Annotated in this window: 8 protein-coding genes; 4 read left to right on the forward strand and 4 right to left on the reverse strand. The window is 56.9% G+C overall.

Annotated features, from left to right (window positions below):
* Positions 1–34: 34 nt before the first annotated feature.
* Together ACETPC_RS00370 and ACETPC_RS00375 are read left to right on the forward strand one after the other, a co-directional pair.
* The gene (locus tag ACETPC_RS00370) at positions 35–4,294 is read left to right on the forward strand and encodes a SpvB/TcaC N-terminal domain-containing protein (protein ID WP_380177520.1); all 4,260 of its coding nucleotides are present in this window, start codon (positions 35–37) and stop codon (positions 4,292–4,294) included.
* A 70-nt stretch (positions 4,295–4,364) separates the two neighbouring features.
* Positions 4,365–7,226: an RHS repeat-associated core domain-containing protein gene (locus ACETPC_RS00375; RefSeq protein WP_380177522.1), complete on the forward strand. Its 2,862-nt coding sequence runs from the start codon at positions 4,365–4,367 to the stop codon at positions 7,224–7,226.
* A 161-nt stretch (positions 7,227–7,387) separates the two neighbouring features.
* Here the strand turns inward: ACETPC_RS00375 and umuC are convergent, their stop codons facing one another.
* The gene (gene umuC, locus ACETPC_RS00380) at positions 7,388–8,644 is read right to left on the reverse strand and encodes a translesion error-prone DNA polymerase V subunit UmuC (protein WP_380177524.1); all 1,257 of its coding nucleotides are present in this window, start codon (positions 8,642–8,644) and stop codon (positions 7,388–7,390) included.
* Positions 8,628–9,062: a translesion error-prone DNA polymerase V autoproteolytic subunit gene (umuD, locus tag ACETPC_RS00385; protein WP_380177526.1), complete on the reverse strand. Its 435-nt coding sequence runs from the start codon at positions 9,060–9,062 to the stop codon at positions 8,628–8,630. The genes umuC and umuD overlap by 17 nt, the downstream gene beginning before the upstream one ends.
* Positions 9,063–9,406: 344 nt before the next feature.
* Between umuD and ACETPC_RS00390 the strand changes: the two genes are divergently transcribed.
* Entirely contained in the window at positions 9,407–10,099 is a 693-nt protein-coding gene (locus ACETPC_RS00390; RefSeq protein ID WP_380177528.1) for a DUF421 domain-containing protein, read from the forward strand.
* Here the strand turns inward: ACETPC_RS00390 and ACETPC_RS00395 are convergent.
* Together ACETPC_RS00395 and ACETPC_RS00400 are read right to left on the reverse strand one after the other, a co-directional pair.
* Positions 10,096–10,965 carry an ROK family protein gene (locus ACETPC_RS00395; protein ID WP_380177530.1) on the reverse strand — a complete coding sequence of 290 codons (870 nt, stop codon included), beginning with the start codon at positions 10,963–10,965 and terminating at the stop codon, positions 10,096–10,098. The genes ACETPC_RS00390 and ACETPC_RS00395 overlap by 4 nt on opposite strands.
* A 177-nt stretch (positions 10,966–11,142) precedes the next feature.
* Positions 11,143–12,228, reverse strand: coding sequence for an aldo/keto reductase (locus tag ACETPC_RS00400; protein ID WP_380177532.1), 1,086 nt, complete (start codon positions 12,226–12,228; stop codon positions 11,143–11,145).
* Positions 12,229–12,636: 408 nt separating this feature from the next.
* Between ACETPC_RS00400 and ACETPC_RS00405 the strand changes: the two genes are divergently transcribed.
* On the forward strand, positions 12,637–13,551 hold the full coding sequence (locus ACETPC_RS00405) for a manganese catalase family protein (RefSeq protein WP_380177533.1): 915 nt from the start codon (positions 12,637–12,639) through the stop codon (positions 13,549–13,551).
* Positions 13,552–13,832: the final 281 nt, after the last annotated feature.

Here is a 13,832-nt window from a genome sequence, read left to right on the forward strand (position 1 = left end):
AGGCTCCCGCGAGGGAGCCTGAAGGGAGTTCTCTATGCAAAATTTATCCAGGTTGGATGTGAATACGCCTACGCTACCCTCTGGCGGCGGGGCCATTTCCGGCCTTAAAAGCGATATGGCAGGCGCCGGGCCTGACGGTGCCGCGTCGCTGAGCATTCCGCTGCCGGTCTCCGCCGGTCGGGGCTATGCGCCGCCGCTGGCGTTAAGCTACCACAGCCGCGCCGGCAACGGCGCGTTCGGCATCGGCTGGCAGGCCGGGCTGGCTTCGGTGCGCCGCCGCACCCGTAAGGGCGTACCCGGCTATGACAGCGCCGACGAATTTCTTGGCCCGGAAGGCGACGTACTGGTGCCCGTGTTGAAAGCCGACAGCAGCCCGGAAATCCGCCGCTCCAGCGAGCTTTTCGCTACGGCGCTGGAATCTGAATTCCTTGTCACCGCTTACCGCTCGCGCACGGAAAGCAGCTTCAGCCGCCTTGAGTACTGGCGTGCGGAAAATAGCGATTTCTGGCTGCTTTATAGCCCGGAAGGCGAGGTGCATCTGCTGGGGCGTAACCCGCAGGCGCGCATCGCAAATCCTCGCGAACCGGCGAAAAATGCCGTCTGGCTGCTGGAATCCTCCGTCTCGGCCACCGGCGAGCAGATCTGGTATCAGTATCGCGCGGAAGACGATCTCCACTGCGATAGGTCTGAGCTGGCGCTTCACCCTGAAGCCACCGCTCAGCGCTATCTGGTGGCTGCCTGGTACGGCAATAGCACCGCGGGCCGCACGTTGCCGGGCCTGGTCGCCGCGCCCAGGCCCGCAGACTGGCTGTTTACGCTGGTACTGGATTACGGCGAACGCGGGACGGCGCTGGCGGAGAAACCAGGCTGGCTGCTGCCCGGCAGCGGCAGCTGGCTCTGTCGCCAGGACCGCTTCTCCAGCTATGAATATGGCTTTGACCTCCGTACCCGGCGCCTGTGTCGCCAAGTGTTGATGTACCATCGTTTGGCGACACTGGCTGGAAAAGCGGCCGAGGACGAGACGCCTGAGCTGGTGGCGCGCCTGCTGCTGGAGTACGCGGAAAGCCCGGCGGTCACTACGCTGCAAAGCGTACGTCAGGCAGGCTACGAATCGGACGGTTCGCCGCTGGCGTTGCCGCCGCTGACCTTTGACTGGCAAACCTTTACGCCGCCCGCCAGCGTAACCTGGCAGCAGCGGGACGATTTGCAGAAGTTTACCGGCGGGCAATATCAGCTGGTCGATTTACATGGCGAAGGCCTGGCGGGCATCCTTTATCAGGATAACGAAGCCTGGTGGTATCGTGCGCCGGTACGCCAGGCGGAAGAAAGGGCTGATGCCGTTACGTGGGATCGAGCTACGCCGCTGCCGGTGGTGCCCGCACTGCGTGATAACGGCATGCTGACCGACCTGAACGGCGATGGTCGTCTGGAATGGGTTGTGACGTTGCCGGGCGTGGCGGGACGCTATGAGCGTGAGCCGGAGCGCAGCTGGCGTCCCTTTACGCCGCTGTCGGCCCTGCCGGTGGAGTACAGTCATCCTCAGGCACAGCTGGCGGATATTCTTGGCGGGGGATTAACCGACATGGTGCTGATCGGGCCGTCCAGCGTGCGGCTGTATGGCGGTACCGGCGATGGCTGGCGGCAGGGCGAAACGGTTGTCCAGTCCGCAGGCGTAGTGTTGCCGATAGCGGGCGCGGATGCCCGCGCGCTGGTCGCTTTCAGCGACATGTTGGGCAGCGGCCAGCAGCATCTGGTGGAAATCCGCGCTGGCGGCGTGCGCTGCTGGCCTAACCTGGGGCACGGCCGCTTCGGCCAGCCGCTTGAGCTGCCGGGCTTCAATCAGCCATACGACACTTTTAATCCTGACCAGCTCAGCCTGGCGGACGTCGATGGTTCAGGCACCACGGATCTGATCTACGCCCACAGCGATCGGCTGGAAATCTGGCTGAATCAGAGCGGCAACGGCTTCGCCGCGCCGTTCAGCATCCCTTTGCCGTCCGGCATCCGTTATGACCGTACATGCAGCCTGCAGCTGGCCGATGTTCAGGGACTTGGCATAGCCAGCTTTGTGCTGACGGTGCCGCACCCCACGCCCCGCAGCTGGATTTGTCATCTTAGCGAAGCAAAACCCTGGCTGCTCTGTGGCGTCAATAATAATATGGGCAGCTGTCATCAGCTGTTTTACCGCAGCTCCGCGCAGTTCTGGCTGGATGAAAAAGCCGAGGCCGCCGTTAGCGGCAAGGCGACGCCTTTCTGTTACCTGCCGTTTGCACTGCATACGCTCTGGAAAACGCAGATGACGGATGAGATTACCGGCAACCGGCTGGTCAGCGAAGTCCGCTACCGTCGCGGCGTTTGGGATAGCCGCGAACGCGAGCTGCGCGGCTTTGCCCGTGTCGATATCTTCGACACTCATTTGACCAGTCGCGGCACGGCGAAAGCGCCGACCTTTCCCTCGCTTCAGCGCAACTGGTATGCCACCGGGCTGCCGGAAGTGGACGGGCGGCTGGCCGATGAGTTCTGGCAGGGCGACAGCGCAGCGTACGCGGCGTTTACGCCGCGCTTTACCCTGGGCTGGGGAGAAGATGAACAGGCTTATCATCCTGACGACGCAACGGCCAGCTGGCTGAACCGCGCGCTACAGGGCAGGCCGCTGCGGAGTGAACTTTATGGCCTGGACGACAGCGACCTGGCGTCAACGCCTTACCGCGTCACCGAACATCGTCCGCAGGTCAGGCTGGTGCAGGCGGCGGGAATTTATCCCGTAGTCTGGGCGACTGAAGTGGAAACCCGAAGCTGGGTTTATGAACGCGTCAGCTGCGATCCGCAGTGCGAACAGCAAATCTTGCTGGTCAGCGACGAGTTCGGACAGCCGCTGAAGCAGGTGAGCATCAACTATCCGCGTCGGCCGCAGCCTGCCGAAAGTCCTTATCCCGACAGCCTGCCGGAAACGCTGTTCGCCAGCAGTTACGATCCGCAGCAGCAGCTTTTGCGTCTGACGTTACAGCAAAGCAGCTGGCACCACCTGACCAATTTGACCGCTCATCGCTGGTTACCTGGTTTAGCAAACGCCGTCCGCAGCGATATCTTCACGCATTCGGCCAGCGCCGTGCCGTCCGGTGGCGTTAGCCTGGAATTGCTGCGGCAAAGCGCTGCGCTACTGGCAGAAGAGACGAAGGTTTTCGCCGGACAGCAGCAAATCGTCTGGCTGGACGAACGAAACGGGGAAACCACCATCCAGCCCGCCTGGCCGCCGCGTGTCGCCTTTACCGAAACGGCAGTGTTCGATAAGGAAATTGTGCAGGCTATCACGGCATACGTAACGCCAGAGCAGCTACGGGCGGCGGGCTATCAGCAGGCCGCACGGCTGTTTGCGCAAGCGGGTGAAGAGGGGGTATGGACGGCTCGTCAGGGCTACACCACCTGGCACGACGCTGACCATTTCTGGCTGCCTTGCGCCTCGCGCACCACCTTACTTACTGGCGCAGTAACCATCACGCGGGATGCGCATGACTGTGTTATTACCCAGGTACAGGATGCCGCAGGACTTACCACCACGGCGGACTACGACTGGCGCTTTTTGACGCCGGTGCGGATAACGGACGTGAACGATAACCTACACATCGCCACGCTGGACGCATTGGGGCGCGTTATAACTACGCGTTTCAGCGGCACGGAGAACGGCGAGCCAGCGGGCTACAGCGAGGCGGCCTTTGTGGCGCCGAAAATCGTTGACGAAGCGCTGGCGTTGACCGCGCCGCTGCCCGTCGCGCAGTGCCTGGTCTATGTTACCGACAGCTGGATGCAGGCGGCGGAGAGTCGTATTCCACCGCATGCCCTGACGCTGCTGACCGACCGCTATGATAACGATCCGCAGCAGCAGATCCGTCAGCAGGTTACGTTCAGCGACGGCTTTGGCCGCGTGCTGCAAAGCGCCTCGCGCCAGGCCGACGGCGAAGCCTGGCAGCGAGCGGACAACGGTTCGCTGATCGGCGGCACGGAGGGCGGGCCCGCGGTCGCGGAAAGCCGCTTTCGCTGGGCCGTTTCCGGGCGCACCGAGTATGACCATAAAGGCCAGCCAGTACGCACCTATCAGCCTTACTTTCTCAACAGCTGGAAATATGTCAGCGACGACAGCGCCCGTCAGGATCTTTACGCCGACACGCACTACTACGATCCACTGGGACGTGAATACCAGGTCGTTACGGCGAAAGGCTGGCTACGGCGGAGTTTGCTCACGCCGTGGTTTGTGGTCAGCGAAGATGAAAACGACACGGCGGCGACCGCGAGCTGATACGCAGAGCCATCATTGAACCCACAGCGGCAGCTTCTCTGCCGCTGCTTTACCCTTGAAGGTATTCCCTATGAACCCCCTCTTGTACAGTAAAACGCCGGTGGTCACCGTGATCGATAATCGTGGCCAAAGCGTGCGAGATATTCGTTATTACCGACATCCGGATACGCCGGACGTCACCGAAGAATACCTTACCCGTCATAGTATTAATGCTCGTGGCGCGCTGGTGCAAAGCATTGATGCTCGCCTCTATGCCTTGCAGCAGACCGACAGCGAGGTAAAACCCAATTTTGTTTATCTGCATACGCTGCAAAATGAGCCAATATGCACCACCAGCGTCGATGCTGGCGTGGTCGTTAACCTCAATGATATCGCCGGACGACCCTGTTTCAGTATTACCGCTTCAGCCACCACGCGACGCTGGCAGTATGAGGACGCCAGCCTGCCAGGCCGTCCGCTGAGCATGACAGCGCAGGGCGCAGGCGAGGCGGTCCGCACGGAAGAACGTTTTATTTGGGCAGGCAATAGTCCGGCGGAAAAGGCGAACAACCTGGCCGGGAACTGTATCAGCCATTACGATACCGCCGGTTTACAGCAAACTGAAAGCCTTTCCCTGACCGGCGTGCCGCTGGCGACCACGCGGCGGCTGTTGACCGAGGATTTTGCTGCCGACTGGCAAGGAACCGATGTTTCGGGCTGGAACGCTATGCTGGCGGCGGAGCGCTTTACCACCCAAAGCACTCTGGATGCGACCGGCGCGCCGCTGACCACGATTGATGCAAAAGGCAACGTGCAGCGACTGGCGTATGATGTCGCTGGCCTGCTGTCAGGTAGCTGGCTGACGTTAAAAGGCGGGGCGGAGCAGGCTATCCTGACCTCGCTGACTTACTCGGCGGCGGGGCAGAAGCTGCGTGAGGAGCACGGCAACGGCGTGGTCACGACTTACCGCTATGAGCCGGAAACGCAGCGCCTGACGGGGATGAAAACCGAACGGCCGTCCGGCCATGCGGCGGGCCCGAAAGTACTTCAGGATCTGCGTTATGAATACGATCCGGTGGGCAATGTGCTTAACCTCACCAACGATGCGGAGCAAACTCGCTTCTGGCGCAACCAGAAAATCGTGCCGGAAAATCGCTACGTCTATGACAGCCTCTATCAGCTGGTCTCGGCCACTGGCCGCGAAAGGGTCGGCATCGGCCAACAGGGCGCATCTTCGCCTGCCGTTGCGCCGCTCGCTTCAGACTCTTCCGCCTTTACCACTTATACGCGTACCTACGCTTATGACAGCGGCGGCAATCTGACGCAAATCCGCCATTCTGCTCCAGCCAGCGGCAACAGCTACACTACGGCGATGACGGTCAGCAATCGCAGCAATCGCGCGGTATTGAGCACGCTGACGGAAGATGCAACGAAGGTGGACGCACTGTTTACGCTGGGCGGCCAGCAAATCGCGTTGCAGCCAGGCCAGAGCCTGATGTGGACGTCGCGCGGCGAGCTGCTTAAGGTCACGCCGGTGGTGCGCGACGGTCAGGCCGCCGACAGCGAAAGCTATCGCTATGATGCAGCCGGACAGCGCATCAGCAAAATCAGCATGCAGCAGAGCGGCAACAGCGGGCAGACGCAGCGGGTCGTTTATCTGCCGGGGCTGGAGCTACGGACGCTGACTACCGGCGCCACGGAGAAAGAGCGCCTGCACGTTATCAGTCTGGGTGAAGCGGGGCGCGCGCAGGTTCGGGCGCTGCACTGGGAAGCGGGTAAACCAGACGACATCGGCAACGATCAGCTGCGCTACAGCTACGATAATTTACTGGGCAGTAGCGGACTGGAGGTGGACGGCAACGGCAGCCTTATCAGCATGGAGGAGTACTATCCCTACGGCGGTACGGCGGTGTGGATGGCGCGCAGTAAAGTCGAGGCGGACTACAAAACCGTGCGCTACTCGGGCAAAGAGCGCGACGCCACTGGACTTTATTATTATGGGTTCCGTTATTATCAGCCGTGGGCAGGACGCTGGCTGAGCGCCGATCCGGCCGGAACCCTTGACGGGCTGAATTTATACAGGATGGTGCGGAATAATCCATTATCCGGAAAAGACGAACAGGGTTTATTTACGCTCAATCCTTTAAAAGCTTTTGAAAATTACAGAACGAAATCTCGGGCGAATAAAAGCTATCAAAATATGCGGGGTGGGAGATATTGGCAAGGAAAAATAAAGGATCTGGATACGCTTAATGCTGTCAGTAATGAAAATATCTCCAGACTGAAAACCGGGTTAGGTAAACTTTCAGCCAGTGAAGCCAGCTTTTCCCAACGTTTTCAGCAGGCAGAATTTTACCTGACACATTTTTCGACCCGTGATTTTTCTGAAAATGGCAATGTTACCTTTCGCTCAAGAAAGGAGTTGCAAAAGAAAGGTATCGAATTTTCCACTGAAAATACCATGGATATTGATATTGAATATTTAAAAACGGATGATTTTGCCTTCTTTTCTTTGGGCGTAGGACGCACCGAGAACAGGCAATCAAGCCGCTTTGGGCATATTAAATATAATATGCCACTTAACAAAGCGAGCGGTTACAAATATATGAAGTATTCTCATGTGCAAATCAATGACACATTGCTTTTTGAACAGCGCACTACCTCAGAAAGTACGCTTAATCAGATTTTTAGCCGGGAGGATACCAACGCTTTATTGCGTGAAAAAATTGCCAGCCATCCTAAAGAGGTGGTTTTCTCCAGGGAACATTTTAAAGAAGGATTGGCATTAAATATTATCCGCTCGGCCAGAAAATTATCACCGCAGGGTCAGGAAATAATTTTGGGTGCTAAAGATAGCGAAGAGCTTGATGGCGCGCTCTCGCTACTGTATCGACCACAATTTTTAGTGCCTAAAAAACTGGTTGCGACAGCAACAATGCAACGCTTTTTATAGCAATGTAACATCAGCTCGTTCACCTCGCGGGAGATCGTTTCTCCCGCTTTATACGGTTGGACAGACGATTTGGTATGACCGGCCTGGGCCATTGGCTACTTCAATCGACAAGGATGCCGATCGTTTTTACTCTGTGCTGGCGCGCTTCTCAACGGCAATCTTCACTTCGCCACCGGCAAATCGCTGTAGCGCGTGGTCCAGGCAGGCGAAAGCATCTCGCGCTTCATTGACCAGCTTTTCTCAATGCCCTGACCGGCGAACCAGATTTTTCCTTTGCCGGACTGGTTTAGCCCGTCAATCACGCTCATCAGCGCCGCGCTGTTGGCTTTCGGCTGTGTTTCGGCGAAGAGATCGTATTGCGCCACGCCTTCGCTGTAAAAATCGCTCAGCATCACGCCCGCTTTGATATAACGCTCGCCTTCCAGCCAGATCCTGCCCAGCGCCTCGGTCGCTACGCGGATAATATCGCGGGTATCGTTGGAGGGCAGCAGCAGCCTGCCGGAAGCCTGGTTATTATAGGTGCTGTCGTCATGCGGGCTGGTGCGGATAAAAACGCTGATAAAGCGGCAGTACTGCTTTTCTTTTCGCAGCTTCTCCGCCGCGCGTTCCGCCCAGGCGCAGATCGCCTGATGCATATCGTTGTAGTCGGTGACGCGATGACCGAAAGAGCGGCTACAGACGATCTGTTGTTTGGTGGGCGCAAGCTCTTCTATCGCCAGGCAGGATTCGCCGCGCAGCTCGCGCACTGTTCTCTCCATCACCACGCTGAAGTGTTTACGAATGGTCGGGATGGAACTGTCGGCCAGCTCCAGCGCGTTTTTGATGCCCATCAGCTGTAGCCGCTTGCCGACGCGCCTGCCGATGCCCCACACCTCTTCGACCGGCACCAGCGGCAGCAGCCTGCGCTGGCGCGCCGGATCGGAAAGATCGACCACGCCGCCAGTTTTACTCCACTTTTTGGCCGCATAGTTCGCCAGCTTGGCCAGGGTTTTGGTCGGCGCGATGCCGACGCCGACCGTCAGGCCGGTGGAACGTAAAACCTGCTGCCGCACCTCGCGGCCAAACGCCTCCAGCGCCATGCAGTTGCTGACGCCGGTTAAATCCATAAAGGCTTCGTCGATAGAGTAGATCTCGGTCGAGGGTGCCAGTTCTGCCAGAATAGTCATTACCCGATGGCTGAGATCGGCATAGAGCGCGTAGTTAGAGCTGAAAACCTGCACCCGCTGCCGCTGAAGCGCCTTTTTAATTTTAAAATAAGGCTCGCCCATTTTAATGCCCAGCGCCTTTGCCTCGGCCGAACGGGAAATAATACAGCCGTCGTTGTTGGAGACCACCACCACGGGCTTTCCCCGCAGATCGGGCCGGAACACCGTTTCGCACGAGGTATAAAAGCTATTAACGTCAACCAGCGCGAACATTTTTGGTCGATTTAAGAATAAAAGTGACCACGCCAAAAATTTCCAGCTCTTCAGCATCCTGAAAAACGATGGGCGAATAGTGGCGGTTGCGCGGCATTAGCTGCAGAAAAGGGCGGATGCGCAGCTCCTTAACGGTAAATTCGCCGCCGACCGCCGCAACCACAATATCGCCATGCTCCGCTGTCAGCGAGCGATCCACCACCAGCAGGTCATCATGAGCGATACCGGCCTCAATCATCGAATCGCCGCTGACCTTAATAAAATAGGTGGCGCTGGGGTGGCGCAGCACCAGCTTATTCAGGTCCAGGCGGTCTTCAATATAATCCTGCGCCGGGCTGGGAAAGCCGCAGGGCACGCGCTCAATAAAAAGCGGTAAAAAAAGATCTTCCGTAAATTCAGCAGGTGAAATCAGCTGCATAATGGGCGTTCCAGATTGACTGTTTATATATACAGTATCGTCGAACGCCTGCCTCAGGCAAGGCATTGCGCGGAACTTTCCAGGAACAGGCTGAAATTACAGGAAATTTACCTGTTTTGTCACACTAAGAGCGCTATTAATCAACGTGGCGGCAACGCTCAAGAAAAAATAATAGTTTCGCCCTGAGGGAATAACGAACGCTTTTTGTCTTAAGTGAAATTAAATCCTGATTTGGCACTCGATTGCGCAGTTGTCGTAGCTTTTATGCACAAAACAAAAGCGCAGGATATACTCTGTGCCGTCAGGCTTCGGCTATTACTTTACCAGGATAATTACACAGGCTTATGTTTTCTTTCGACTGGCACCGTTTTTTCTTAAACGATCTCTCCGTCACCTTTTTAGGCGAAGTGGCGGTACGTGTCCTTTTTGCCTATATCGTGGTTTTCGCTTTTCTGAAAATTTCCGGCAGGCGCGGCATTCGCCAGCTTTCCCTGTTCGAACTGGTGATCGTCCTGACGCTGGGCTCTGCTTCCGGCGATGTAACCTTCTACGATGATGTGCCGGTACTGCCCGTGGCTATGGTGTTTGTGGTGCTGCTGGCGCTCTACAGATTCACCACTTTTTTAACTGCGCGTAGCGCGCGAATGTCTAAATGGATAGAAGGCGAGGTGATTACGCTGATTCAGGATGGCCTTTACAAGCTTGATAGCCTGGACGGGTTAAACATTTCCGAAGATGAATTCTTTATGGAACTGCGTCAGGAAGGCGTGGAGCATCTCGGTCAGATCCGCCTGGCGCTTATTGAGCTGGATGGCGATATCAGCGCCTACTACTATGACGACGATAAAGTGCGGCCCGGGCTTTCCGTGCTGCCGCCCGAACACCGGCAGGATTATACGCTGATCCCGGCAGAAGGGCTGTACGCCTGCAACCACTGCGGGTTGACGCAGCGGTTACAGGCGCAGCAGCAGCTAAACTGCCCGCGCTGCCACCGTGAACGCTGGTCGCTGGCTTTAACCACTCGCCGTTCGCATTAACGGCGGCTTTGCAAAAAGTGGTAAGCCGCGCCCAGCATGCCGGAATCGTTGCCGAAGGTGGCGGTATCAATCGGAATAGCCTTGCCAAACCAGGCCAGATGAAACTGCACTTCTTCCAGAAAAGCCTCCCGTTCGGTAATGCCGCCGCCAAGGAAAATACACTCGGGATCGAAAGTGTTCGCCAGATTATAAATACCGGCGCAGAGATCCTGATAAAAAGTGGTGACCAGCCTCGCAGCTATCGGCTCTTTATCGTCCCAGGCGGAAAAAACCTCTTTACCGCTGACCTCATCGGCAGAGCGTCCTGTATGTAGCGCGTAGCTCTCCCGCAGCGCGGTCATGGTGCAGTTATCGCCCATGGTATAGCGGCTGACGCTGCCGCCAGCGGGGCGAGCCACCAGCAGGCAGCCGAATTCGCCAGCGCGATCCGCCTTGCCTCGTATCAGCGCGTCGTTGCAAAAGGCCGCGCCGCCTAATCCGGTGCCGATAGTTATCATCAAAAAGTCGGACATTGACTGTGCTTTACCCAGCCAGCGTTCGGCGAGTAGCGCACAGTGCGCATCGTTTTCCACCGTTGCAGGCAGCGAGGTTTTTTCCGTCAGCCACTTGCTGAGATGAAAATCGTCAAAGGCTCTGACCGTACCGCCCATAGAGATATAGCCGCGGCGGGGATCGACATAGCCCGGCACGCTGACGGCAATGCCTTCGCAGCCCGGATTCTTTTGCAGCCAGTCCAGAATATCTTGCAGGATGGCTTCGCGCGTCCCGGCATTATCTGCTTTATCGCTGGTCAGCATATCGCCTTTATCCGTCACTACGCCCATTTTTAACGAGGTACCGCCAATATCAAATACAGCAAGTTTCATGGTGCTCTCCTGTTTTTGCTTGAGTATAGCTGTGCCGCTGCGCTCGGGCGGTAAATGGCTACCGGCGGTGCAAAAGGAAGGTAGGCAGAGAAAATGAGAAAGCGTAGTGGTGGGAAGCCCAGACGAAATGCGACATTACAGCGAGCCCGGCGGGCGGGCTCGCTATAAGCGGAAAGTTTATTTACTCTCCAGATCCTTGCGGGCGTCCAGCGTCTGCTGGTATTCGTCCAGGAACACTTTCTCCGCCGGATCCAGCCTGTCCATGCCGCTGGTGAAGCGGTGCCAGTATGGATAGCGCGGGGCCGGACGGGTCGCCTGTTCAATTCGTTTAATTTGCTCGTCGCTCAGCTTCAGATCCGCTGCGGCCAGATTATCCTGCAAATGCTGCTCGGTGCGGTTGCCGACGATCAGCGAAGTAATGCCCGGGCGCGTCAGCAGCCAGGCGAGACAGACCCGCGCGGTTGAGACATTATGCTCTTTGCCTACTTCCGTCAGCACATCGATCACCTTCCAGGCATGTTCCATATCGTGCACATAGGGTTCAGGCCAGCCGTTGCCCTGACGGGAAGTAGCAGGCGTTTTTTGGCCGCGCTGCACGGTGCCGGTCAGCAGACCTTCGCCCATTGGCCCCCAAATCAGCGTGCCGATATTCTGATCCAGCGCCATCGGCAGCAGCTCGAACTCCGCTTCGCGGGATTCCGGCGTGTAATAGATTTGCTGGCTAACGGGTTTCAGAAGCTGGTTAACTTCGGCGCAGCCCAGCGTTTTCATCATCTGCCAGCCGGTGTAGTTCGAGGTGCCAAAATAGCGGATTTTGCCGCTTTTAACCAAATCTTCCAGCGCACGCAGCGTCTCTTCTACCGGCGTGACGCCATCCCAGTTATGGATCTGATAGAGATCAATATGATCGGTCTTTAGCCGCTTCAGGCTGTTTTCACAGGACTTAATTAAGTGAAAGCGCGTGGCGCCGCTGTCGTTGGGATCTTCGCTCATCGGGCTGCGGGCTTTGGTGGCGAGGATAACGCGTTGGCGATTGCCGCCCAGCGCTTCGCCCAGCGTCTCCTCCGCGCCGCCTTTGGAATAGAGATCGGCGGTATCCACGGTATTCACGCCCTGTTCCAGCGCTATCTCAATAAAACGGCGGGCCTGGCGCACATCGACATTGCCGGTTTTTTCAAACCCGGCCTGGCCGTTAAAGGTTAACGTACCGAGCGTCAGCTCAGAAACCATCAGGCCGGAATGGCCCAGTTTTCTGTACTTCATTGCTTTCTCCTCAAAGTTAAAACCCGAGGGCAAGCATAGACCATGCAAAACCCTCGCAGGCCAGCCAGGAGCGATTTCGCACAAATTATCATTATATTCAGCGGGTTTTTAATAAAGCGGCAGCTATCACGGGGTCGTGCCCGGTGCCAATTATCCTGGGTTATACAGGGTCTACGCTTGGTAAATCCTGTGATATTCCTCCTGCGGTGGTAACGTTTTCCCTCTCTTTGCCTTGCGCCAGTCGAAATTAAACTATGCTTGTTGTGTGGTTTTTAAACCTGAATGTTGTTGCAGCTTTTCGGTAGGGGCAGCGCTCCTTATCGCCATACTCAGGTATGAAAACCAGTCGATCGGCAAGGCCTGCCACAGAGCAGGCCGCCGCAGGCCTTTTTTTGACTGGAGTGAGCTATGTTCAGACACGTAAAACAATTGCAGTACACTGTTCGCGTCGCCGAGCCGAATCCGGGCCTGGCTAACCTGCTGCTGGAACAGTTCGGCGGTCCACAGGGCGAGCTGGCTGCGGCCTGCCGCTATTTTACTCAGGGGCTGGCAGATGAAGATGTAGGACGCCGCGATATGCTGATGGATATCGCCACCGAAGAGCTGAGCCACCTGGAAATTATCGGTTCGCTGGTGGGCATGTTGAACAAGGGTGCCAAAGGCAAACTGGCTGAGGGCACGGAAGAAGAGGGCGAGCTTTATCGTTCTATTACCGGCAACGGTAACGACAGCCATCTGACTTCTATCCTTTACGGCGGCGGCCCGGCGCTGACTAACTCTGGCGGCGTGCCCTGGACGGCGGCCTATATTGATACCATTGGCGAACCTACCGCCGACTTACGTTCCAACATTGCTGCCGAAGCGCGCGCCAAAATCCTCTATGAGCGTCTGATTAACGTAACGGACGATCCGGGCGTAAAAGATGCGCTGGGCTTCCTGATGACCCGAGAAGTCGCACATCAGATCTCCTTTGAAAAAGCGCTTTACTCCATTCGCAATAACTTTCCGGCGGGCAAACTGCCGCCCATTGAGCAATACGCCAATGTTTATTACAACATGTCGGAAGGCGGCGAGGCGCGCGGAAGCTGGAACTCGGACGAAAACTTTACCTATGTGGCCGAACCCCAGCCAGCGGTGGACGGTGGCGACGGGCTGGCCAGCGTAACTTTACCGGGCGATCAGAAAACCGATTTGGATAATCTGGCCGCGCGTACCGCTTCCGATCCGGCGGTAAATCCGGTAACCGGCACCGATTTAGGTGCGGTAGCGCCGATTGAAAACGAAACGGTGGGGAAATCCGCCGTGAATATTCCGAAGAAGTAGGTTCATCATCGCTCGGGGGGAGCTCAGGCCTCCTGAGCCACCACCGACATACTTTGTCTTCAACGCCAGGGAGAACTCAGGTTCTCCCTTATCCGGCCACTGCCTTGTACAACTTTTCCGAATTTCAGCCGAAAAACGGCGCTCTTGTTATAACCTGCTAAGCTTTCAGGGGAATAGTTAGCAATTTTTAGCTAATTTGTGACCAAATGCGCTTTGCTTTGTCTCAAAATAGCATTTTTTGCAAAAAATCCGCGACTCAGATTCTTAAGATGTTGTACATG

Origin of the sequence: Pantoea sp. sgz302252 (assembly GCF_042610525.1) — a bacterium.
Taxonomy (GTDB): Bacteria; Pseudomonadota; Gammaproteobacteria; order Enterobacterales; family Enterobacteriaceae; genus Erwinia.

Bases quoted from the DNA above. Each gene is read 5' to 3' on its own strand.
- ACETPC_RS00370 (WP_380177520.1), top strand. From the start codon at position 35: ATGCAAAATTTATCCAGGTTGGATGTGAATACGCCTACGCTACCCTCT.
- ACETPC_RS00375 (WP_380177522.1), top strand. From the start codon at position 4,365: ATGAACCCCCTCTTGTACAGTAAAACGCCGGTGGTCACCGTGATCGAT.
- umuC (WP_380177524.1), bottom strand. From the start codon at position 8,644: ATGTTCGCGCTGGTTGACGTTAATAGCTTTTATACCTCGTGCGAAACG.
- umuD (WP_380177526.1), bottom strand. From the start codon at position 9,062: ATGCAGCTGATTTCACCTGCTGAATTTACGGAAGATCTTTTTTTACCG.
- ACETPC_RS00390 (WP_380177528.1), top strand. From the start codon at position 9,407: ATGTTTTCTTTCGACTGGCACCGTTTTTTCTTAAACGATCTCTCCGTC.
- ACETPC_RS00395 (WP_380177530.1), bottom strand. From the start codon at position 10,965: ATGAAACTTGCTGTATTTGATATTGGCGGTACCTCGTTAAAAATGGGC.
- ACETPC_RS00400 (WP_380177532.1), bottom strand. From the start codon at position 12,228: ATGAAGTACAGAAAACTGGGCCATTCCGGCCTGATGGTTTCTGAGCTG.
- ACETPC_RS00405 (WP_380177533.1), top strand. From the start codon at position 12,637: ATGTTCAGACACGTAAAACAATTGCAGTACACTGTTCGCGTCGCCGAG.